The following is a 24,821-nucleotide window of genomic DNA, read 5'->3' as shown; positions in this document are numbered from 1 at the left end:
GCCATTATACCTTTTCACTCTGTTTTTGCTGTGTTCAGATTAACCAGACTATTAAGAATCACTCGATTATCTCGTTTAACTCGAGTTATAGGAACAATCGGCAGATTGACTAAACATATAAAAGTGTTTTTTCAGACAAACGGGTTTGTTTATATGATGTATGTTGCCGGAGTGATTATGTTAATTGGAGCCACAGTGTATTCAGTAGTCGAGAATATTAATTTCATAGATTCATTATGGTGGGCTTTTGTTACGTCCACTACAGTTGGCTACGGAGATATTGTTCCCTATACAAATATCGGTAGACTAATTGCAGTTGTTTTAATGTTAACTGGAATAGGCATATTTGGAGCATTAACGAGCACTATTACTTCTTTTTTCATGAACAATAACGACGATAAGATTGAAAATCAGAATATGGAAATAAAAGAACTAAATATTAAAATCACCCAACTACTTGAAAAAATGGATCGGAATGAAATAGGCTAACGAAAAAATTAGTCATCACTCTCCGACTATGACGTTGCTTCATCGAAATATCAGTCACATTTCCTATCCTTTTCAAGATAACAAAAAGCAGAGCGACTGCTCTGCTTTTTGTTGCTGTTAAATGTAAGCTTACTCCATCACAAGTTTTTTCTCAAAACAGACATGTCCGGCAATGTTTTTTGCCTTTTCTTTCGGATCCTCATACGACCAGGCCCCATTATCCATATGCTCGTCTCCGGTATCAATATGGTAATACGTTGCCTCACCCTTCCAGGGACAGGTGTACTGCTTGTCGCTTTTCTTCAGGTACTCGACCTTGACATCTTCTCTGGGGAAATACTGGTTCTTCTCCACGACCTCGGTGTGGTCACTTTCTGCCAGCACAATATCTTTTAATACAGCTTTCATTTTGTATCCTTCCTTTCTGAAATGTCTTCTTTAAAGTAATGAACGACAGCGAGCCGAACGACTCGCTTCCCTTTCATCTCTTTCGCTCAGTATACCCCGACACGCCGGTTCAAATAAAGTATGAGCGCTCGGTCAAGACGGATTTGCCTGCGCAACGGTCGGTTCGAGTCCGCTTGATTGCAAGTTCCCCTCTACTTGGCTAAAATTAAGAGGATGACAGGTTTTTTTAGCTGCGAAGCATAAAACGTCGTCAAGTGAAGGAGGAAGAAAATGAATCGCCTTTTCAAGTCTTTATTTCTAATGAATAGCCTGTCCCTGATACTTGGGACGATATACACCCTTTTCCCCGGTGAGAGTCTGTTTTGGAACAGCTACGGCATCCTGCTGCTCGTGACGCTGACCGGCAATATCCTGGCCAGTGTTTCAGGCAGCGGGCACAGGAAACTGGACCTCACGTATCTGCTGCTCTCGAGTTTTGGCCTGCTGGGCGTACTGTTGTTGAACACCTTCGCTTCAGTGTCCCCGACCAACGAATCATCCAGAAGTCTCCTCTCGAACGTGATGCTCTTGGTGCTGCTGATCAATGGCGCGCTGATCACGGGCAGACCGTTTCTACATAAAAAAGATCGCGTGACACCATCAGCTGACCTGTCCGGAAGGGGTACAAGCAAAACAAGCAGAAAGATCACAACAGTGTTTTTAGGACTGCTCCTGTTTTTTGGTGTTTTACTGGCCTTTATTTTGGTTACGGATTTCAGTGTCGGCATCATCGAAGTCGTTGTGTCCCCGTACAGTCTGTTCTTTAGTTTCATTTTCCTGAGCATTGCCGGTCTGTATGTGAAGCTTTCAGAAGTCCGGTGGCGCTCGTTCAAAGGCTATCTGGTTTCAGCCATCGGTGCTTTCCTGTTTCTGATTTTTGCCCTGCCGTTCTTCTACCTCCCGTCCCTGCTCGATAAAGCCGAAGCGGACTACACGGAAGCTTTTGGGGATGAATGGCAGACGCATGGAGAAAAGGTCTCTGCTTTTCGGGATCTACCCGTTTCCCTCCCGGCCTTTTTCTTTGGGATCCCTTCAGAAGGCTACGAGCTTACAGAAGACGTCCTGTACTACGAAGGGACGGAAGGCGTGGATGCCGGCCTCGAGCTGCGCTTCGATGTCTATACCCCATCAATGGAAGCGGCAGATTTGCCCGGCGAAGGGTCCACGCTGATCCGGATCCATGGTGGTGGCTGGGACTCTGGTGACAAAGGAGCTGGGAACTTTGCCCAGTTCAACAAATACTTTGCGTCACAGGGATATGTCGTCTTCGATGTACAGTACGGCCTGGATGACAAGGAACAGTTTGTCGGGATCATTCCCACCCCTGAGGAAGTCTCCGGCGATTTCTCGATCGATGACATGGTCCGACACTTGGGACTCTTCACGACCTACCTGGCGGATAACCACGAGACCTACGGCGCAGACATCGCTTCCGTCTTCATCTCCGGCGGTTCGGCTGGCGGACATCTGGCGAACGCGCTGGCGCTGGGGTCATCCAGCGGGGAGTACACGGACATTATAGATTCCAGGATGTCTGTCAACGGCATCATCCCCCTCTATCCGGCAAATGATCTGGCCAGTTTTCGAAATTTAAGCGGCGAAGAGGCCCTGGTTGATCCGAAACTGCTGGTGGATCAAGACAGTCCACCGGCATTGATCTATCAGGGTGAAAATGACAGCCTGGTGGAACCACAGGTAGCTGAAAACTTCAAAGAGGCTTACCTTGAAAAAGGCAACAGCGAAGTCGCCATCATCGAGATGCCTTACGGGTCTCATGCGAGTGACATGTATTTCCCCGGCTTTTACAGTCAGAGCTTCCTCTACTACATGGAGCGCTTTATGTATCAGTACAGATAGTAAAATCAATAATTATATGCAGCAAAAAAGTGTATCCGGCAGGTCGACCAACCTGTCTGGTACACTTTTTCGATCCTGGTCCAGATTTCATTTCGTCTCATCATAAGCACGGAACGAACTAAAACAATAAAAATAAGCCGTCATCATTATCCAACAAGGACATTGCCTCATTGAAATACCAGATACAATGCACCTGGAATACTTATCGTTTAATAAACTCCAAAGACCAATTTTGTTTGAAGTGTGGATGTTTGATACTAAATGTTGAAATTTATCATGTACCGACTGCAACCAGATGTGTTGCAACTTATGCCCTTATTGACTAAAATTGAGATGACAGCAGGCACCGCGGATCACTACTTCAAAAAAATCATCGAGTTAAGGAGAGAGAAAATGAACCGTTTTTTCAAGTCTTTATTTATGCTGAACATCCTTTCATTGTTACTGAGCATTGTCTATAGCTTCTTTCCCGGAGAGAGCGTCTTTTGGAACAGTTATGGGCTGATACTGATCGTGACGTTGACGGGTAATACTGTCGCCAGTGTGCTTGGCAGCCGCTACAGGAAACTGGATATCACTTATCTGTTATTGTCGAGTATCGGTTTGCTGGTCGTGATGCTTTCAAACACGGCTGCTTCGGTTCTCCCTACGTATGAATCATCCAGAAGTATTTTGTCGATCAGCATTCTTCTGCTGCTGTTGGTAGTTGGAGCCGCGATCACCCGTGTTCCTCTCATACGTACAGCAGATCGACAGTCAAGGACGACCCTGTCAGCTGACCGACCAGAAAAGAAAACAAGGAAAGCAGCCAGAAGAGTCCTGTTGGTCCTTCTAGCTTTTATTCTACTTATCGGTGCCTTAATGGTCATTCTCACGATCACGGACATCAATGTCGGGGTAGCCGAAATCCTGCTTTCCCAGTACAGCTTGTTTTACAGTTTTATTTTCCTCAGTATTGCGGGTCTTTTACTAAAGCTTACGATGTTTAAGTGGAACTCGCTTGTGAGTTATGTGGTTTTCTCTTTAGGGATCAACCTGTTTGTCCTTTTTGCTATACCGTTTGTATTTATGCCTTCTTTATTGAATGAAGCTGAAAAAAATTACACCGAGTCCTTTGGGGATGAATGGCAAACCTACGGAGCAGACGTTCCTGCGTTTAAAGAGATGCCCTTTTCGATTCCAGCTTACTTCTTTGGCATCTCCTCAAAAGATTATAACCTTACGGAGGATGTCCTATTTTATGAAGGAACAGAGGGCGTGGATGCGGGACTGGAGCTGCGGTTCGATGTGTATACGCCCCCTGCAGATGCAGCTAACCTGCCGGGAGAACGGTCCACCCTCATTCGTATCCATGGAGGCGGCTGGGATATAGGTGACAAAGGAACCGAGAATTTTGCCCAAGTGAACAAATACTTTGCGGGTCAGGGATATGTCGTTTTCGATGTGCAGTATGGCTTGAATAACCAGGATCAGTTTGTCGAGTTTCTGACTGTCCCTGATAGAGTCTCCGGGGATTTTTCAATAGACGATATGGTGCGCCATTTAGGACTGTTTACGACATACCTGGCAGATAACCATGAAGAGTATGGAGCGAATATCGACTCGGTTTTCCTTTCAGGTGCTTCGGCAGGTGGACAGTTGGCAAGCGCGGTGGCATTGGGATCGTCCAGTGGCGACTACACCGATATAATAGATAATAGAATTACTGTTAAGGGGCTCATTCCTTTTTATCCTGCCAACGGTCTATCTCAATACCGAAATATTGGTGGCGAGTCTGAACTGGTCGATCCAGCCTTGATGGTGGAAGCAGACAGTCCGCCTGCTTTGGTATATCAAGGGGAAAAAGACGGCCTTGTAGCCCCACGAGTAGCAGAACTATTCAGAGAATCTTATCTTGAAAAAGGCAACACGGAAATCGCCGTCATCTGGATGCCCTATGGCGAACATGCGAGCGATCTGTACTTTCCTGGTTTTTATAATCAAACCTTTATCTATTATATGGAAAGGTTTATGTATCAGTACCAATAGATTTTATGTTTAATAAGTCTTGGCTATTTTTGACCTGAATATTTCAATGAAAAGTATGAATTATTCAGGTCATTTAAATGATATGAACAGACAGAAAAGTGCCGCTGACAGATCAAATTCTAATCTGATCTGCCAGTGACACTTTTTGTATGCTTAAACATCAGTTATCCGGACCCAGACCTCGTTTCTTCTGCGCATGGGAAGTGTTAAGGGGCCGTCGTAAACAGCTACCATGTAATTGGACTGCTTCACATAACTTTTCCCCTCTACCCATTCCTTCAGCTTTTCCTTCATTTTTGACTCTTTGGCCTTGCTTGTTTTTCCGGAGTAACGAACGGTCGCAAATAGTCCTTCATCGAACTTTTCGATTTTCAGATTCGGATTATTCGGTTCGGGGATATTACCCCAGTACTTCTCCGGTACAACAAAAGCAATGGTCATGTTTTCGTCAGTTTCTTCTTTGATGACAGGAATGGTCATTGAGATCTTTTCGTTCTCTTTATTGTCACTGGATATATACTTGAACAACGTGCCAAAGCCCTTGTCGATTTTCGGGTCGTCGCGATTATCATACTCGACCATATAGAAATCAACATATTTCCTTATCTCATATGGATCATCTTCCAGCACGAGATCATAATCAGGTGTTTCATATTTACTCATATGCTCACTCCATTCAGTTAAAGTAAAACAGTTTACTTTCAGTTTACCATTAATAATCGATAGGCTTATTAATTATGTCTCAGGATTTGTGGTGAATTTTAATGAGAGAATTATTTTTGATTATTCAGAGCATTCATTTTAAAGACGCACAGGGTACAATGGTTTTATGTCAGTTGATTTCCGTTTCGATGGCTTCCCGAAAACGTTGATGAATTTCAAAATCTATTCTTGGTCTAAGCCCACTTCAAACGAACTTATAAACTTTTTCATATTATTTTTTACGATCATCATTGCTTTAGCAGATTCTTCAGCATTTTTTATCTCAATAAGAAGTTTTTTCTTATCTTTTCTGTTAGAATCGTCAGCTTTGTGTTCTAATTCAATAATACCTTTTTGGATAGCCATTATCTTTTGAACATATTGTTCAAAGACAGTATTTGAATAGTCAATATCATGTTCGTCATTTAGAAATATTTCTCTAACTGAAACAAGGAGCTTTGCAGATTGCATAATGGTATGGCGTTTTCCAAGTAAACCGGCAGTCCCTACTGCACCGCCAATACCAGCTCCCACTCCTAAACCTAGAATTGCTCCTCCTCCAACAACCGCAATAGTTCCTCCGGCCATCCCAGCACCTCCGATGGCAACTGCTCCGCCCCCAAGATAAGCAAGAGATGCAGCTGTTAAGGAGGCTCCACTCAGTCCAACAAAATTAGATCCGACTAAGGCAACTGCAATTGACGGAGCAAATGCACCAGCTGTGGCAACTGCTAAAATTGTTACGAATAAGGTGATTGATAAAGTTTGCATTACTGTTTTGAGAACTTCATTAAGGTCTCTTATGACTTTGTTATAGCATCTACGCAGTCTTGATATATAATCTTTTGGGTAATAGCTTCCAGAGAAAAATGAATCAATATAGTCATCCCCCGTCGCTTTTTTGTATCCATTAACTACTTTTTGTAGATTCTTGTATTTTTTACTGGGGATATCGTTCTCTTTTTTATCTTGCCCAAGTCCGAGCGGATAATAGGGTTCAAAGAGCATGGCTTCAAGCAAGATTAATCTGAACCACGTACTTTGTGGAGTATTTCCCTCGACTTTATCAATTAATTCCTGCTCGGTATACCAGTGAAGTTCGGCATCCTCAATTTGCAAGAAGCTAGAGAACCCTTTTGACATATAATCTTTCCATTCTTTAAGCCATCCATGCTTTAGTAGTTTGATGTCTTGAGTATTTAGAGGTGTTTTAGTCAGTCGTATGTCATTCAAGGTTTTATAGTATTCAAGATTGTAAAGAATTTCTATTTGCTCGACGGTTAAACCAAAATTATCGCTAGTCATATCGGTACCTATCCTTCTATTTATATTATCATCCGATTTTTCGTATGCATACTGCTGGATATCCTTATACATAGTCCTTATTTCCTTGATTTTTCGAGATTTCATACACCAAGTAACATCTTCACCGATAGCAACGGCAAACCGTCCTACACCCACGTAATTAATAGATACCCAGTACTTTTGAGCAAGGATTGCTTCTCCGACATCAATACTAGTAAATACACCGGTTGCAATAGTAAGCATTCTGGCTATCGTTGGATTATTATGAGGCTTTACATTTTCCCAGTCAATCTGTTTTAAATCTGGAATCGTTTGAATATCATTATCCTGTATTTCTAATGCAAGGTGGCGTATGAAATAAAAACTTCTGACGATACACTCATTTGCGATTACTGGAAGGGTCTGTCGTCCTGCTTCAATACCAAGGCCCATTTCACCACGTAAATCAAATCTTAATTCTTCACCTTTGATAATGTTACCGAAATCATCTCGATTAGCGAGTAAAGTTCCATTAAAGAGTTTTGACAAAAACTTAGATAAGGAATTATCACCGATATTTAAATTTTTAAAAAGCGGAAGCACAGATAGTTCTTTAGCTATTGAAAGTAAAGGGCCAGGTATTCCGGTTCCACCGCTATAACCTGCAGAACTACTTGAACCAGCCATGTCACTCACAAGATGAAAGAACCAAGTAATCGTTCCTTTGAATATTTTTGATGGGACATCATCCCCAATGAAAGCTTTACTTCTATCTGTAACATCTAATACTTTAAAATGTCCAATGGTGTCTGTTCCGTATGATTGGTTTGTAAACTGCGTAAGGATTGAAAACATTAGTCCGGCAACGGTAGGATGATGAGCAAAATCACGCAAATGGTGCTGCAGACCTCCACCAAAATCGGGGGTATTGCCATCACTGGGAATCGGAAATTTATTTTCGAGAAATCTAACAGATGATTGTAAATCTTCATTTTTGCATCCCAGCATTTTCGCTGTTTTTATGACAAAGTTATCCACTTCATCACTGGCAATATTACGGCCTCGTTTTAAATCGAACTCACCAACCCAAAGGATGTCGAGAACCCCGCTTAATAGCCCACTACCTATTGAAACTAAATAATCGTATGTATCAGCTTGACTGGTTAGCAAATCTATATTACTGTCCAAGTCATAAATTATTTTATTGAAATCAAATTCTGAATCATAGCCATTAACAGGTTCTTGCTGTAGTTCAACTTGTAAAACATTGTTATCACTCATAATTATTGCCCTCCAGTTATATGATTTTATCGTTTCGATCAATAGATTATTAAACTCCTCTTATTATATATTTAGTATACATCTATTATCTTGTGATTAGTAGATATGTATAAGGGTTCTAAATATAATTATCTATTGCCTAAACATTATTTTGCTTTTTGTTTCGTATTCTTTCCAGGTTGTCGCGAAAGCTCTGATCCGTTGCTTCATCAACGGGTTCGTCATTAACTTCATAGTCTGAAGACACCCATTTTGGCAAAGATTCCTGACGGGGTGTGTGTTTATTAAAGCACTGCTGTCGTTGTTTAAAAGAATCGTCATAGGTTTCAATGTCTTTAATTGACTTCACACCCTTCCGCATGAAGTCAGTAAGGATGGCGTTTAAATAACTGAAGGATTTGCCGTTCATGTGTGTCCGCGTGATTGCTTCTGTAATAACTTCTTTATTAAAGATCGTCAGCCAGTTTTTCAACTGCTTTTCAACTTGTGTTGTCGGGGATTCGATTTTTGACTTGTAAGCTTCTAAAAGAGTTGAAAAATCATCATCGTCGGTTTCTAATCGTTGGCTTTCACTTTCTGATGATTTACTATCTTCTACTCTACTTTCCTTTACTTTACTTTGTGTAGTTAATGTCGACATTAACTCAGTTGAACCAGCAGGCGTGGTGACACCTACTCTTTCGACTGGTGTTTCAGGATAAAGTGAGACAATATTCAAATTAAGATACTTCGCTGCTTCCTTTTCTGTCAGAAGTACATACTCCTTAATGACGTGAACGTCTTTTCGTCTGCTTACAGCTTCGAAGTAACGTTTCTGGATGCCACGACTCGTTAAGATACCGTAATCATCAAACAGCGCGTAACTAAATAAGCCCCACCTCAGGCCGGCTTCTACAACGGCTATTACCGTAGACACATCGACACCCACTTTTCTGGCAAAGAGTTTCTGTTCTTTTTCACCCCAATGGTAGCAATACCCTTCGGAATAAATTTTCATTAACAACTTCACGATAACCGAAAAGCCTTCGAGTCCAAAATCAGATTCGGTCAAAGCAATCTTGTCGTCCTGATCAAACATTACATCAAGTGGAAAATAAGTTAAGCCAGTTTGTAGTGGTCGCGCCATAATAAACACTCTCTTTTCGTCAGTTTATTTTAGGGAATAATCTTCCTCTTATTAATAACGAAATAAAAATTGAATGTGTCACCTTCAATCAAGCCTAATTCAAAAGCCCACAGAAATTTCAAAAAAAAGCGTTCAATAACTGGAGGGAATCTAAACTAACACAATTAAATGGGACAATATAAAACAATAAAGTATTAGAGCGGTTGCTCTAATACTTTATTGTTTTATATATGAAATTAATCCATCATGAGTTTCTTATAAAACAGGCAGACCTTTTTGATGGAATTTTGCAATTCTTTATATTAACATTTTAAATTGGTTCAACAGTGTCCAATGCTATTTTAAGTTTATCAAAATGTGTAATAAGCCAGTTGAAGTTTTGATGATGATTATTTCTGTCGTACAAATCAGTGGTCGTTGAGTGTAGTACACGCTTAGCAACGCTAGTATCTTCACTTATGTACCACTCTAACTCGAAACCAGCTGTTTTTTCTATCTGGTCCTTGTAACGTTCTAATAACGAAAATGTTTCTTCGGTATAGATGTATATGCCGACACGCAGTTTGTCACGACTAGTAACAGTAAAGAAAATATGATAGTTTCTATTCCCGATTTTCACGTCATACCAATTTTGAGGTTGAGGGCTTTGAGTAGCAATGTCTGCATCTCTTCCTAATTCGGCACAGTATTTAGTAAACCGTGTCCAAAAATCTAGTTGGAATTCAGAAGTTGTCATTTCTGCGATATCTTTATCATCAAGAGGTAAGCTAATTTCTTCAGGGATCTCTGGAACATCTTCTCTGTCATCTTTAACAAAATCAATATGCAAAAAATCAAGCATTTGATTTTTATTTTCAAAGGAAAAATCCCAACGTTTTTCCATGAATTTTAATAATGTAATACCTCGTTCGAGAATAGTATCGGCATTCCATTCATTTTCATTAGATACTTTAATTTCTGAATGGGAGCCATCTCTGTACCCTCTTCGACCAATAGTTTGAGGAGATTTTTTGTCTGGGAAACTGTCATTCTGCATTGAAGAATTGACACTTTGAGACAGCGGAAGCAAGTTTCCTAAAGATCCAGACAGTAATTTTATCTCATTATCCGAATATTTCCTGAATTGATTTCTCCAATACCATTTGGTTGGCGTCTGAGGAAGGATATGTTCAATAGATACTCTGTCTTTTTCTACTACAGTAAAAGGCTTCCACCCTACTTTTTGAATGCCCGTTTGTTCCCCTTTTTTATACTCATATTCATAAAGAACATACCTTAAATCTTTCCAAGAATAAAAGCCGTCATGTTTTGAGAAACGCGTGTCCATTTTAGCTGAAAAATTTTTCAAGACATCATTTAAATTTTCACTCACGGTCTGATTTAATGAACGTATAATATCGTGAACGTTGATTTCCCCATTGTAAAGAGACCGGCCTGCTCTATAATAGTAACTGCTTCTATAATTGGATTGTAAAGCGCCCATTCTGAAACAAATAAAGATAAACCGCTCAACAGCTGAGAATAAAGAGACTCGCTCATCCTCTTTAATATTTAGTTCAGGCAGTAAAGATAGAGCTACAATAGGTCTGAAATAACCTATTCCAATTCTGTTTAATCGCTCTAACCATATTTTCTCTTCAGAACTCAAATCACTTTGTTCAGGAAAATGCGTCAAAAACCAGTATTGAGAGACGTCTTTCAAACTATTAACGTACGATCGAATTTCTAGTGGTGACAATTTACTCACATTGATTGAAGGCGTCTCTTCATAATTTTCTTCAGTATCGTCTTCAATTATGAGGTCATCAGTAATAGGTTCAGTTGTTTCTTCTTCCAGCAAAACAATGCGCTTGTCGTAGATGTTTAATGCTGAGAATTTGTTTAGAAGAAAATCAATATAATCCGTACCTGTATTGCGCGTATACTGAAAATAAATAGACCAATGTGCTCTTAAAAAATCATCATCGGCTAAAGGTGTATTCTGATTTCTACCTAACTGATAATAAACTTCTTTCCAGGCATTGTTAACTTGTTTTCTAAGTTCATCTTTGTCAGTACCATCCAGCTGATTATTATCATACAAAGTAGTCAAATAAATGAGGCGGTTTTTCAGTAATTCTAAGTTAGATAATTTTTTCCCGCGGTTATTCATGGTTTCGAATGCTACAAAGACGTCATAATCTTTCTCGATTTCATGAATATTAAACATCAACTGAAAGGTCAGCTTCTGATAAAGATTTTCTATGCCGTCAATTCCTTCTAGTACATAAAGATTAGCTAAACAATCCGAAAAGAATGTTTTAGCAAATTTTAAATTATTAGTGTAATATGTTTCTACCAATGTCCCACTATGTGGCTCATCAAAAACTTCGTGTATCAAATATTCAGCACTAGGGTTATCTATTTCATAGCCGAACAAAAAGGTTGTAACTATATTATGAGGTGGTCTTTTTTGTGAAATATACTTAGAGCGTATGGATGCCAAAGTTTCATAGTTAATAACGATCTCATCTTCAGATTTTTCTTCATTTTCTTCTAATTGTTTAATAAACGATAAAATCTCATTCATTAATATTGAGAATGTCGTCAATCGTTGTTGTCCGTCAACTACATGGTATGCTTTATATCCTCTATTGTGAATCAGCCATTGGTCATCAGTCCAATGACGTGTCTCTGATTTAGGGATTTCTTTTAAAGAAAGTAGTCCCGTATAATGGTATCTATCCTCCTGCAAATGCATCACATCATCCCAGAAATCAATAAGCTGGTTTTGTTTCCAGGCGTACCCTCTTTGATAATCCGGTATTCTAAATAATTTATTCTGAAACAAATCCGAAAATGATTCAAGTTCGCTCATGATTAACACCTACCTTTTCTATAATTGAATAAATAAACCAGCCAAAATACTATAAAAACGTGTTAATTGAAGTATAAGATACTACTGCAGTTATTACAATATATACTGGAATTTATAAATAGACTATTCGTAATGTAGATAAATAATGTTTCAACTATCTATTAATCTGAATCCCTTTTCATGATACAATGATATAAATATATACTATGATAATTGGAGGATGTTTTAATGGCGAATTTAGTGTTAGGCCTAGACATTGGTGTTTCAAGTGTCGGCTGGGGAATCATTGATAAAGATACAAATGAAGTGGTCGATGCTGGTGTTCGATTATTTGAAGAAGCGACACGTAACGCGAATGAAGATCGCCGTAACTTTAGAGGAGCGAGACGTCTGAAAAGACGTCGCAAGCATCGTTTGGAACGAGCCGGTGAATTTCTGGAAGCGAATGGTTTTCCATTAAACAGCATCGGTTCTGTTGACCCGTATCGCGCACGTTATGTCGGTTTAACGCGTGAGCTTTCAAAAAATGAACTCGCTACTGCTCTATACCACCTAATCAAACGACGCGGAACGACGATTGACACGCCTGAAGAAGATGAGAAAACGAGTGGCAGTGAATTATCTACGAAAGAGCAATTAAAGCGTAACGCCAAGAAACTAGAAGAAAAGCATGTTGTTGAAATTCAATACGAAAAGTTGAAAAATAATGAAGTCGTTCGAGATCATACCAATCGTTTCAAGACAAGTGACTATATTAACGAAGCTAAAGCTTTACTCGAAACCCAAAGAGAATACCATACTGAAATAGATGACGATTTTATAGAAAATATTATTGATTTTATTAATAACCGACGTCAGTACTATGAAGGTCCTGGATCAGAAAAATCACCTACTCCTTATGGGGAATGGTTCTTTGATGAAAATGGCGAATTGCAGCACGAGACAATGATCAACAAAATGCGTGGACGAGGTACTTACTTCAAAGAAGAATATCGTATTCCGAAAAAAGCGTATACGGCTGAATTGTTTAATTTGTTGAATGATCTGAACAACCTCCACTACCCTAGCGATGAATCGGGGGGGAATGAGGGACTGACTCAAGAGCAAAAAGGATATCTAATAGATACTTATGCAAAAAAAGGCAAAAAAATCACCTTGAAAAATATTGCTAAAATGTTGGAACTATCAGATGAACTCGACATTAAAGGTGCCCGTCTAGATTTGAAAAAGAATACGCCTATCTTTACTGAATTTCTTGGCTTTAAGAAGTTACGTAAGGATTTAGATGATGTGACTGTACCTGAAGATTTCTTTGAGAACATCGATCTTTTAGATCAGATTGCCGAGATTCTTACGGCAGAGAAAAGCATCACGCGTCGTGAGGAACAGTTATCAAAACTTTTTGTAGATGTTTATGGGGATACGTTAAATGACGTTACTGCTGCTCTTGTCAATGATACATCGTTCAAAGAATATCATTCCCTTTCAAAAAAAGCGATCAACCTCGTTCTGCCTGAACTATGGGAAACAAACAAAAATCAGATGGTGTTGTTCACGGATCATGGTTTAGGAAAAAGCAGACTGGAACAACTGCAGTCTGGAAATAAGATACAGTTTGACGATGAAGCAATTTTGAGTACTGTCGCCCGACGTGCTCACCGTGAAGCAATAAAAATAACCAATGCGGTTCGTAAAAAATATGGAGAATTAGCTTATGTTGCTGTCGAAATGGCTCGAGAAAAAAACAGTGATGAAGAAAAACAGAATTACCGGAACTTCCAGAAAAAGCAAGGTGATTTCGAGAAAAAAATGGCTGATCTTCTTGAAGTAAAAGAATTGAAAGATTTAAAACTGAGTGGGAAACAAATGCTGGCCTTGAAGCTGATGGATAGTCAGGATTATAAGTGTATCTACACAGGTAAACATATCTTACCTCAAGATATTGTTAAAGAAAACTATCAGTTTGAAATCGATCATATTATCCCTCTTTCCTACTCTTTTGATGACAGCCAGCAAAATAAAGTGCTATGCTACCGTCAAGAAAATCAGGACAAAGGTCAGTTAACACCGTTCCAATATTTTCAAAGCGGCAAGGCTAAAAGGTCTTTTGATGCCTTTAAAGCTGAATGTACGAATTTATTTAAATCGAAAAAGATATCTAAGAAAAAGATGAATTACTTACTTGAACAAAGAGATATTCAGCACGATGAAGAAGTACAAAAAAACTTTATTAATCGTAATTTGGTAGATACGCAGTACGCCATGCGTAGTTTTTCTTCAAATTTAAGAACTTTTTATATGAACAATGAGATAGATACAAAAGTCTTATCTATTAGAGGAAGCTTTACTTCTGCTTTAAGACGACGTGCACGACTCCATAAAGATAGAGACGAAAGTCATGCGCACCATGCAATCGATGCTTTGATCGTGGCAGCTATCGGAACAACACCTATACTCAAACAGTTTAAGTCAATTGACTTTAACCGTGAAGGCATCGTCGTAGATAAAGAAACCGGCGAAATTATTAGCAAGGAGGAAATTTTCTCCTCCCCTACTCTTAAGTTTATTCACTGGTTAAGAAACATGGAAAGTGAAGTTAAGTATTCACACAAAGTGGACCGTAAACCTAACCGAACGATGACGAAACAGACACTCTATTCAACCCGTGAAAAAGACGGTGACAAGTATGTCGTCGGCAAAGTTAAAAATATTTATGAACTAGACAAAAACGGGTTCAATTCTCTAAAGAAAAGAATTGACAAAGACCCTGAAAGTTTCCTGATGGCTCAACATGACCCTAAAACCTGGGAACTGGTGTTGAAAGTCATGGAAGAACACAATCATGCGGACAATCCCTTCCAAGATTTTAAAAATCAACATGGATATATTTTAAAAGATGGTAAAGTCTCTGTTAAAGGATTGAAATACCTTGATAATAAACTAGGTGTTCACGTGGACATCTCGCATAAATACCCAGAATCAAATCGTGATGTGGTTCTTCTCAGCCGTAAAAGTATTCGAATCGATGTGTATCAGAATGATGATGGGAAATATAAGTACCTCGGTGTCCCCTACAACTGGTTCAAAAAAGAAGACGATCATTATGTCTTAGACAAAGAGAAATATTACGGTAAAGAAGGACTTGCTGCTCCTTATAAACAGATAGATGATTCATATTCATTCCAGTATAGTTTCTATAAGAATGATCGTATTTCGTATAGCAAGTATGAGAAGATGGAAAACCCAGAGACAGGTGAAAAAGAAAAAGTATTGGTATATTACGATAAGCTATTTAGAGGAGACAGTAGTCCTCGAGAAAATAGATTTGAAGTTGAAGATATTAGTTTTAGAACTAAAGAACAACAAATGCCGTCTATTGGACCTTTACTTAACATAAAAAAATACAATATAGATGTATTAGGAAACGAACATTTTACCGAGAAAGAAGACTTTCAAAATAAAATCCCAGCAATTTAAAATAAAGGGTTTACATGTATATATTGTTTTGGTATAATATAGTTGTCCTCGACGGAGGACTCCTTTATACCAAAGGTTGAGAGAACCTACCAAAAAAAGGCTTTATGCCGAATTCACAAAAAGCCCCTTTATTGGGGCTTTTTCTGTATCTAAATCCATGAATTGAGGTGTTCTATATGAGCTGGCGTGTCGTGTATATCGAAAAATCGGACAGACTGAAATTATATCTAGATAATTTAAAAGTGGTTCGAGAAGAATCAGAAGTATTGATTCCTCTTTCAGATATACATACTATTATCGTTGATAATCAGCAAACGGTTGTTACCGCAAGACTTATTAATAAACTTTCCAAATATCATATCCTGCTCGTTTTTTGTGACGAAAAACATCTACCGAACACTTATGTCTTATCTCCTCATAGTCATCATCAGTCATCCAAAATATTGAAAAAGCAAATCAGTTGGTCCCCCACTATCAAAGAAGATATGTGGAAACAGATCATACAAATAAAAATCTATAATCAGGCCTCTGTTTTACATCACCTAAAACGCAGCGAGCCGGTCATTCATCAGCTTTATGGTTTGGCCGAAAATGTCCAAACAGCAGATCATTCTAACCGTGAAGGTCACGCGGCCAAGTTATACTTCAAAGAATTATTCGGTTCATCATTTATCAGAGAACGGGATAGTTTAGATGGCATCAACTCTGGACTTAACTATGGATACATTGTTATGCGATCAACTATTGCCAGAAGTCTTATAGCTTCTGGGCTACATCCTGCATTAGGTATTGGACATAACAATCAGTATAATGCGTTTAATTTAGCAGATGATTTGATTGAACCATTCAGACCTATAATTGATTTGTGGATAGCGGTTTTAATGGACGAAAAGGACTATTTAGACTTAAAAACTAAGCAAAAACTCGTGTATTTAATAAGCAACAATAAAATTATGATTGGCAATCAAAAGCAGACTATCTTAAATGCAATCTCACTTCTCATCCAAAGTTTTATAAAAAGTATGGATGAAGAAAATCCTGATTTACTGGTTTACCCAGCTAATGGGATCGCCATATAGATTTATGCGTTTAATGCTATTTTTTGATTTGCCAATGAATACACGCAGTGAAAGACGGACATATGCAAGGTTTAGAAAGTATTTGATAAAAAACGGGTTTACAATGGTTCAATTTTCAGTTTATTCAAAGATATTTCCTAATCGTAGTGCATTGGATACCTATATGATGACTTTAAGACAAAACCTTCCAAAGCATGGATCGATACGTGCAATGGCCGTAACTGAGAAACAGTACAATAAAATGTACTTGCTGGTTGGAGATCAGACACTGACCGAACAGACCTTATCAGATAATACGATGGTGATTTTATGAAGGAGTGGCGTATCACTGATCCAAAGACTACGACATTATTAGTAGATAATAAAGTTACCTTGTTAAAAGGTAATATATTAATGTGGCATTATGTTATTGAGCTTATTAAGCGAACGTTCGATGGCCATAGCTATGACATTTTTGAAAGCGAAGAAAAAATTCATGTCAATGATTATTGTCTGAACCTCATATCGTATTCGGATGATTATCGTTCTTTTGAAACTCAAAATTCAAAGGATAAATTGATGTTATTATTTAATGCTTATCTGGAATTGTCCCCTTATTATAAAAATCTGGTTGAGTGCTGGGAAGAATTACAAGAAGAAGTTGAACTGTTGAGTGAAGAACTAGGCTATTCTGCCAACGTTCAACTAGATGATTTCAAGAAAAAGATTGTTGAGGATCACTTGACTTGGAAAAGTAATGAGAAAAATGCCTTGGATAAGATATTGCAGCAAATCAAGCTTACAAAAAAATCTATTCCAGATAAAAGACATTTATTTGTTCTTATTACTCCTGAAAACATTTTAGATACTAATGACTTGGTCAAACTTAATGAACATCTTCAGAAACAAACCAGTCATTTTATTGTCGTAAGTGATTATTCATTTGATGGTCCTGTTAACACAATTTATAATAATCAGATAATTAACTATTCAATAGTTATTAAAAATAAGGACTTAATAAGCAGGTTTCTACCTTTTGTATTTGACGAAGAAGCATTTGATCATAGCTTGAAGTGGTATATAAACCTTGTGGATAAAACCCGTGATAACATCATCAAATTGTCCCTTTCTTCTGTGGATAACTTGGAGCAGTTTATCTATGTTTTTCTAATGATTTATTTCACTCATCTGCCTTTTGTTGTTGATTATAGTGGGATTCCTGCTGAATATAAAAATTTTATTGAATCTGTAATTGAATCTGAGGTATAATTAAGATGGCATTTTGGTACTCTCTCATCTTTTGGTATAAAGGAACGCGTAACAACTTTCACATACTGCAAGCGCTATTTTGGTACTCTCTCATCTTTTGGTATAAAGGAACACACCGAATTTAATAGTAACGGCTCAGAGTATTTTGGTACTCTCTCATCTTTTGGTATAAAGGAACGTCGATTCTAAAGGGTCGGCCGATCAACTCATTTTGGTACTCTCTCATCTTTTGGTATAAAGGAACACGTCGCCATTCGTTACAATCGCATAAACAATTTTGGTACTCTCTCATCTTTTGGTATAAAGGAACGTAAAATAATGGCAAGTGAACATTTTTTCAATTTTGGTACTCTCTCATCTTTTGGTATAAAGGAACGTTTTTAATGCAACCGCAGACAGTCGCATATTTTGGTACTCTCTCATCTTTTGGTATAAAGGAACAATGCAACAAGTGGTTATTCGTCAGACGGTATTTTGGTACTCTCTCATCTTTTGGTATAAAGGAACTTTCCTGCTTCATTGCTTTCTAGATACTTGATTTTGGTACTCTCTCATCTTTTGGTATAAAGGAACAAAAACGATAAAATGATGGCGAAGTTTTTAATTTTGGTACTCTCTCATCTTTTGGTATAAAGGAACTAACTATGACATGCCGTTTACCACCTTCATATTTTGGTACTCTCTCATCTTTTGGTATAAAGGAACTAAATAACAATGATGTAAGACATAACTTCTATTTTGGTACTCTCTCATCTTTTGGTATAAAGGAACTACCAAATTTAAGTATACAACGGCAACACTATTTTGGTACTCTCTCATCTTTTGGTATAAAGGAACCTTTATGAAGCTATGCCAATACAGTGAGCTATTTTGGTACTCTCTCATCTTTTGGTATAAAGGAACTAAAGAACTTAGTGATAAAGAACGTATTAAATTTTGGTACTCTCTCATCTTTTGGTATAAAGGAACCGACTCAAACAGCACAAGGAGAGACGACAGATTTTGGTACTCTCTCATCTTTTGGTATAAAGGAACTACCCAGATGAAACAGATTACACCACCAATATTTTGGTACTCTCTCATCTTTTGGTATAAAGGAACAATAATTCCCCTTACAATTACTGGATGGCATTTTGGTACTCTCTCATCTTTTGGTATAAAGGAACATTCAGTCAGTGATGATACGTCAAAGGTTAATTTTGGTACTCTCTCATCTTTTGGTATAAAGGAACGCGTTCACAATTTGCGGCAATGCAATGACTATTTTGGTACTCTCTCATCTTTTGGTATAAAGGAACCAAGACGGGTTAGCAAGAATTGAAAGTTGGATTTTGGTACTCTCTCATCTTTTGGTATAAAGGAACCGCACAAAAACGGTATCATTTAGCAGAGCAATTTTGGTACTCTCTCATCTTTTGGTATAAAGGAACTAAGTATGAAAATAAGAAACAAAGCACAGAATTTTGGTACTCTCTCATCTTTTGGTATAAAGGAACTTGGTATCGCGGTAATGTTAGCTGTGCCGCATTTTGGTACTCTCTCATCTTTTGGTATAAAGGAACACAAAGGGCAAACGTTTGCCACTATCCTCAATTTTGGTACTCTCTCATCTTTTGGTATAAAGGAACTGCAAAAAGAAATCAATCCAACTGATGTCGATTTTGGTACTCTCTCATCTTTTGGTATAAAGGAACTTGCTTTTTCAGCAGCCTTCTTTTCACGAAATTTTGGTACTCTCTCATCTTTTGGTATAAAGGAACCTGCTGAATATGCGCCTTACGTTAACTATGATTTTGGTACTCTCTCATCTTTTGGTATAAAGGAACGATTTTGAACAAGAAACATGGCATTGGTTATTTTGGTACTCTCTCATCTTTTGGTATAAAGGAACTCCACGTATTTTGGATCTAATTTATACAAGATTTTGGTACTCTCTCATCTTTTGGTATAAAGGAACGAGACGTTACGATCAGACACTCGCTTTCGAATTTTGGTACTCTCTCATCTTTTGGTATAAAGGAACTATTTAACCGACATTAATGATTACATCGATATTTTGGTACTCTCTCATCTTTTGGTATAAAGGAACACGTATTACATCGAATATAAATTTCCAGGTAATTTTGGTACTCTCTCATCTTTTGGTATAAAGGAACCAGATCTCGAAGTGCAAGTGAGGGCCGGTATTTTGGTACTCTCTCATCTTTTGGTATAAAGGAACCATTTTTCTAGTGTCGTTCCGTAGGGTCCTATTTTGGTACTCTCTCATCTTTTGGTATAAAGAATCAAACTAACCATACACGGAGTAATTACAATATCCAAAAGACTCAATCGAAGTAATTATCGATTGAGTCTTTTGGAATAACCTCATATTTCTCTATTATTATTGACGTTCTCTCATTTCTCGTTTTTCTCAAGACAGCATTTCTTATATTTCTTTCCACTACCGCAATAACACGGATCGTTACGCCCTAATTTTTTTGTCATGCTATTCTGATTTCTATTTATCTTCTTACTTGAATCTCTAAAATCCATTTCTTTCAATTCTTTATTTGTATACCCATTATTTATCCAGAGTCTCACATTATTTTTCAGCACTTTCACTAATTGTTTAACCGTTTCTCTTTGGTTTTTACCTATGAAGTCAACATGCATGTGATCAAATACTGACATGACCTGTCTAAAGCTAGCATTCACTTCAATCATGCCTTGAACGTCTTCACAAATATCTGATGTACGTTCTTCGTCTCCGTCCAACACATACTTCAAAAGGTAATCATATAATTTATAGTAAGCTGCAGTTTTTTCAAAATAGAATGAGTCGATATAGTTGAGCAGCTCGCTTTTTTCCGGGATATATCTCGGTCTACCGGATTGTTTCTGCAGTAACTCATCTAATTCATCAAATTCCATAATGGCCTCGTAAGCGAAATAGTCACCAACCGAAAAAGCAAAGTGTTTTTCAATCTCTTCAGAAGGATTATTCAAATATTCCTCAACCTCTTTAATCCTGACTTCATCATCATTTTGGCTTTTGTAAATGTCAACAACAACCTCTTTATGAACGGCACCGTATAAATGGCTTAATGCAACAATGTATTGAGAAAGTAAATTCATTCCTTGACCTCCTATAAGGGTTTAAACAAATCGTATCACAAAGCTAGCTGCAGTGCATCATATCTTTAACTCGTCATAATTAATTTTTGAACTTAGTGGACAACATTTTTATACTGAATATGCAAAAATGTGTGTCATTCTTACCGATAGTATCAATACAATAGACATAGATGCCCGGTCTTATAACATAGTTAAAATGTACCCGGTTCATGTTATTTCTGCTTGTCGGTTAACTTTCATAAATCAACAAGAAGACCCTCAGCCCGGAAATAATCCCACGTTGAAGGTCTTCTTGTTTGCTATTAAAACGGATAATCAAAATCTTCATTGGAATGCTGATCCTCTTCATCCAGCAGTCCCTGTTCTATGGCTTCCTGCAGGGTTAAGCCATAAGGGGCAACGCCACTGGTATAACCAGCAACGAAATAGTAGCTTTCGCCGAAGACGACTTCTTCATAATTTTCCGCTTCTGATTCTTTCATCTCGTACCTCGTTTTTTTATTTGATATGCTTTATTAAACTAAATCCAGTTTGAATCGTTCTTTAACAACATCCTCTTCGTCATTCGCGTTTTCCATGACAAAGTAATGCGTATCCAGTGGATTGTATGACTCATTGAGCAGGACAAATTTTTCTGTAAAGACACGTTCGTCACTTGCCTTATTTTCTCTGTCCGCAATAAGCAGTATTTCGTTGGAAATTTTTCTGCCCTTACTGTCTTCAAAGTAGAGATTCAACCGTTTCTCTTTCTTCTGTTCTGAAAGTGGATCAGTCTGCAGGAACGATAACCAGACAATATTGTTAGCGATCGTCCGTGTCTGACTGATCAGTGACACATTGACTTCTGGTATCTCATTACGGCTGCGATCTGTTTTTATTCTGAGTAAGGGTACCATCATTTCCTGTGGTAAATGCCCACCGTGACTATACTGGTATCCGCCCCCTTGCAGAGCGAAACGGTTCATACCTCTGGGAACAGTGATATAGCCGGTGTTGTCTAAACGTTCTGACAAAGTGAAACTGAGTCCACTGTAATGGTCTTCCTCTTTCTCAGATAAAATAAACCGTTTATTTTTGATCCAGGCTTCCAACTCTCTATTGACCGGTACTTTTTCGCTGCTTGAAATGGCACTTCTTGTGTACAGGTACCCGTGGTCAGCAGTAACTAAAAATGAACTGATGCTGACGTCATTTGTTAATCGGTGCATCAATTGGTTCAATTCTTTGATGGACTCATTGGTCGCTTTAAAGACGTCGTTCTCTGTTGGCAAGTGGTCTCCGATGGCATCCACTTTGTTATGATAAATGTAAACTAATTTTTTGCCCGCCATTTTCTCTCTTAGCTGTTCTTTAGTCATCTGATCAATATCTGTTGATTTTAAAGCAAGAGCTTTAGGGTGGCCGTTTTTTCTTAAGATGGTTTCACGATTAGCTAGGCCACTTGTCTTCATGTCATCGACTAAGACAGTCCCGTCCGTCTGGAACTGCAGTGAATGATGTGGCAATAGGCTTGCCATACCCACGGATGTAATTGACGGTAGCTCTGTTTGCATCCAGTCCATGTCTCCGTTGAATTTCTTCTCTTTCGTCAAGTCAAAATACAGTTCTTTTCCTGCTTCATAACGCAAGCCATCTGAGATGATGACAACAATGCGTCGGTTATTGCCTAAATAAGTCTTCACTTCATTGTCAAAAAAGTTAGCCTGCAGCTTATTAGCATCAAAGGTCTGGGCGTTTGTATAGTACATATCCCATTTAGTGGTAAACTCATTCAAATACTGGTTCACATAAAGTCTTTCCATCTGATCCTTAACTGGACGTAGGACTTCTTTTTGATCAGACTGAAGAGCATCATAGGTCTCAGTCATTTTTCGGTACGCGGAATCGACGTGGTAGCCCTGTTCACTGTAATACTGCCATAAAGCACTAGTCTCGGCCATTCCCCGCCAGTCTTCTTCAAAGGTTTCAGTATGGTGGTTCAACTGAATCGCCCATTTCAAGAAGGCATAGCTACTAGTAAACTGGTCAAACCAAATTGTATTGCGGCGTTTTGCCAGCATCGGTAATAGGCGGTCACTTTCGCTGACGTAGATTTGCATCGACTGAACAATCCGCTTGATGAGTTCGTTGTCGAACCATTTAAAGGTTTCGCACTCCGCCAGTGCTTCACTTGGCAAATCATGTAGCAAAGCAGCAAAGTCCCAGTCATTTTCGATCACTGTGGAGATATTCAATCAAATCCCACAAGTATTCTTTTGACTGTGAAATGGAATTTGTATTATTAACTACTTCTTAATGAGTTTTGTTAATTTCTTGTTTATTCATCAGTTGTGTTGATTATTATATAAAGACAACCATTATACAAACCGCTCAAATGTGAATACTAAACTATAACCATCAATTATTGCTAAATAAGATTCGACTCTTTTTCTCTCCAAATTCATTTTATTCATAAGTCATCTGAATGATATCAATAATCTTAGATTCAACTTAAACTTGACAGCCTTCGACAATATAATAGAAAGATATTACAAATAGTTTCAGGATTTTTCAAGAAATTTCATTCTATTTTATAAAATCTATAGTTAAATATCCGTATATTTTTTATTTAATCCTCTACTTTTGTCAACAGGATATTTCAGATTATTCTCTTTTAACTTATTTTTCACTATATCTTCGATGTTTAACTCCAAATCAGAACTTAGCATCAAAGAATATATTATTATATCCGCTAGTTCTCTTTGAATGTCATTTTTGTTTTCCTGAATTGCTTCGTTACTCTCTTTCCATTGAAAATTTTCAAGCAATTCGGATGCTTCTAAAGATATCGAGATAGCCAAATCTTTGGGATTATGAAATTGACGCCAGTCCCTTTCATCGCGAAATTCATTAATTAAAGTGATTAATTCAGTTATTTCATCCATGTATAGATTCTCCCTTTTGTTTTTGAGCTTCAAGCAATGCTTCTCTGAGCTCTTTATCAACAGCATAAATATAAAGACCATTTACACCCCGGGTTAGTAGTACATTCAGTTCATTTTTCAGGAATAGTTCACCAAATGCTTTTTTTGATCCGTCTTCAAGTGTCCTATTTCGTGTGGCTTTTTTATTGGCACTAGCATCTGGATTAAATTTGATTTCTCCATCTCTATATATTACCGAGGGGCCAATAATGACACCTGCATAATTCAAATCAAACCCTTGTATGGTAAATGTAGACCCTACTTGACTTATTGTCTGTTCTTGTTCTGCCCAAGACATCCCTCTATTTTTCTTTTTAATCTCTTTTGGTTCATGGCCAAGTAAATTCCAAGGTTTAGTCCACTTACCTATTTTAACTTTCCAATATTGATTATTATTATCTAGGTTTTTTGCGTGATAGGCCCAATCGTAAGTTGCTAATAAGCGTGATAAACCATACTTAGTATCAGCTGCTTTGTCGTTAATCAATTTTTCCAGCTCTTCAGGGGTATCTAAAATTCTCAAGTCATATTTATCATCATTTGGAATTTTGGCAACAGTGCTGTTATCGATGATATTTCTAATCCAATTTATGGTGGCTTCATTGGAATTGATTCTTATTTGATTTCTTAATTCAATGTAATTTTCTTTTTCCAACGCTTTATCCTGGTAGTTAAGTAGCTTATGTTCTTCCCAATATTGTTCAGTAGTAAGAATCTGATTTTTGTCGAAAATTAAAATAACGACCTTTGCTCGAGCTAAAATATCATCTAAATGATTATTTCCGCTATAAGATTGTTTACCTTGGGTGAGAAGCAAGTGTCCCTCATCAATTAAAACGATATCCGCTTTGTTATCAGGACTAAAC

General features: G+C 37.9%; 17 protein-coding genes and 1 CRISPR repeat array. Of the genes, 7 read left to right on the top strand and 10 right to left on the bottom strand.

Features of this window, described 5'->3' with window-relative positions:
• The coding region (locus tag AX762_RS07320; RefSeq protein WP_143139320.1) for a potassium channel family protein at positions 1 to 489 on the top strand (489 nt) is incomplete at its 5' end.
• A gap of 129 nt (positions 490 to 618) precedes the next feature.
• Here the strand turns inward: AX762_RS07320 and AX762_RS07315 are convergent.
• Positions 619 to 897 carry a DUF427 domain-containing protein gene (locus AX762_RS07315; protein ID WP_071848496.1) on the bottom strand — a complete coding sequence of 93 codons (279 nt, stop codon included), beginning with the start codon at positions 895 to 897 and terminating at the stop codon, positions 619 to 621.
• A 270-nt stretch (positions 898 to 1,167) separates the two neighbouring features.
• On the opposite strand from AX762_RS07315, the gene AX762_RS07310 reads away from it, so the two are divergent.
• Both AX762_RS07310 and AX762_RS07305 read left to right on the top strand, forming a co-directional pair.
• Positions 1,168 to 2,793 (top strand): alpha/beta hydrolase, encoded by a 1,626-nt coding sequence (locus AX762_RS07310; protein WP_071848495.1) that lies wholly within the window; start codon positions 1,168 to 1,170, stop codon positions 2,791 to 2,793.
• Between the two features lie 276 nt (positions 2,794 to 3,069).
• The gene (locus AX762_RS07305) at positions 3,070 to 4,821 is read left to right on the top strand and encodes an alpha/beta hydrolase (protein WP_177244062.1); all 1,752 of its coding nucleotides are present in this window, start codon (positions 3,070 to 3,072) and stop codon (positions 4,819 to 4,821) included.
• A 153-nt stretch (positions 4,822 to 4,974) separates the two neighbouring features.
• On the opposite strand, the gene AX762_RS07300 is transcribed toward AX762_RS07305, so the two are convergent.
• The 4 genes from AX762_RS07300 to AX762_RS07285 form a co-directional block, all read right to left on the bottom strand.
• Entirely contained in the window at positions 4,975 to 5,484 is a 510-nt protein-coding gene (locus AX762_RS07300; protein WP_071848493.1) for a heme-binding protein, read from the bottom strand.
• A 222-nt stretch (positions 5,485 to 5,706) separates the two neighbouring features.
• Positions 5,707 to 8,088 carry a hypothetical protein gene (locus tag AX762_RS07295; RefSeq protein WP_071848492.1) on the bottom strand — a complete coding sequence of 794 codons (2,382 nt, stop codon included), beginning with the start codon at positions 8,086 to 8,088 and terminating at the stop codon, positions 5,707 to 5,709.
• Between the two features lie 139 nt (positions 8,089 to 8,227).
• Positions 8,228 to 9,214, bottom strand: a complete 987-nt coding sequence (locus AX762_RS07290; RefSeq protein WP_071848491.1) for a Lin1244/Lin1753 domain-containing protein — start codon at positions 9,212 to 9,214, stop codon at positions 8,228 to 8,230.
• A 310-nt stretch (positions 9,215 to 9,524) separates the two neighbouring features.
• Positions 9,525 to 12,071, bottom strand: a complete 2,547-nt coding sequence (locus AX762_RS07285) for a DUF4268 domain-containing protein (RefSeq protein WP_071848490.1) — start codon at positions 12,069 to 12,071, stop codon at positions 9,525 to 9,527.
• A gap of 228 nt (positions 12,072 to 12,299) precedes the next feature.
• On the opposite strand from AX762_RS07285, the gene cas9 reads away from it, so the two are divergent.
• From cas9 to AX762_RS07265, 4 genes are all read left to right on the top strand, one after another.
• A complete protein-coding gene (gene cas9 / locus AX762_RS07280) occupies positions 12,300 to 15,548 on the top strand; it encodes a type II CRISPR RNA-guided endonuclease Cas9 (RefSeq protein ID WP_071848489.1) in 3,249 nt (1,082 codons plus the stop codon).
• Positions 15,549 to 15,724: 176 nt separating this feature from the next.
• Positions 15,725 to 16,627 (top strand): type II CRISPR-associated endonuclease Cas1, encoded by a 903-nt coding sequence (gene cas1, locus AX762_RS07275; protein ID WP_071848488.1) that lies wholly within the window; start codon positions 15,725 to 15,727, stop codon positions 16,625 to 16,627.
• Positions 16,628 to 16,631: 4 nt separating this feature from the next.
• A complete protein-coding gene (gene cas2 / locus AX762_RS07270; RefSeq protein ID WP_071848487.1) occupies positions 16,632 to 16,940 on the top strand; it encodes a CRISPR-associated endonuclease Cas2 in 309 nt (102 codons plus the stop codon).
• Entirely contained in the window at positions 16,937 to 17,875 is a 939-nt protein-coding gene (locus AX762_RS07265) for a hypothetical protein (protein ID WP_071848486.1), read from the top strand. Before cas2 ends, AX762_RS07265 begins: the two co-directional genes overlap by 4 nt.
• A gap of 10 nt (positions 17,876 to 17,885) precedes the next feature.
• Positions 17,886 to 20,162: a CRISPR direct-repeat array (repeat unit 36 nt; unit sequence ATTTTGGTACTCTCTCATCTTTTGGTATAAAGGAAC).
• Between the two features lie 110 nt (positions 20,163 to 20,272).
• Here the strand turns inward: AX762_RS07265 and AX762_RS13150 are convergent.
• The 5 genes from AX762_RS13150 to AX762_RS07240 form a co-directional block, all read right to left on the bottom strand.
• Positions 20,273 to 20,992 carry an SEC-C metal-binding domain-containing protein gene (locus AX762_RS13150; protein ID WP_083432865.1) on the bottom strand — a complete coding sequence of 240 codons (720 nt, stop codon included), beginning with the start codon at positions 20,990 to 20,992 and terminating at the stop codon, positions 20,273 to 20,275.
• Between the two features lie 302 nt (positions 20,993 to 21,294).
• The gene (locus AX762_RS07255; protein ID WP_071848485.1) at positions 21,295 to 21,474 is read right to left on the bottom strand and encodes a hypothetical protein; all 180 of its coding nucleotides are present in this window, start codon (positions 21,472 to 21,474) and stop codon (positions 21,295 to 21,297) included.
• 33 nt (positions 21,475 to 21,507) lie between these two features.
• On the bottom strand, positions 21,508 to 23,226 hold the full coding sequence (gene pglZ / locus AX762_RS07250; protein ID WP_071848484.1) for a BREX-1 system phosphatase PglZ type A: 1,719 nt from the start codon (positions 23,224 to 23,226) through the stop codon (positions 21,508 to 21,510).
• A gap of 351 nt (positions 23,227 to 23,577) precedes the next feature.
• A complete protein-coding gene (locus tag AX762_RS07245) occupies positions 23,578 to 23,916 on the bottom strand; it encodes a nucleotide pyrophosphohydrolase (RefSeq protein WP_071848483.1) in 339 nt (112 codons plus the stop codon).
• A partial coding sequence (locus tag AX762_RS07240) for a DUF2075 domain-containing protein (protein ID WP_143139319.1) occupies positions 23,909 to 24,821 on the bottom strand: 913 nt, incomplete at its 5' end. The genes AX762_RS07240 and AX762_RS07245, both read right to left, overlap by 8 nt.

Source organism: Alkalibacterium sp. 20 (assembly GCF_001885615.1).
Lineage (GTDB): Bacteria > Bacillota > Bacilli > Lactobacillales > Carnobacteriaceae_A > Alkalibacterium.
Note: the sequence above shows the minus strand (reverse complement) of the source record. Positions and strands in the feature narration are given on the sequence as shown.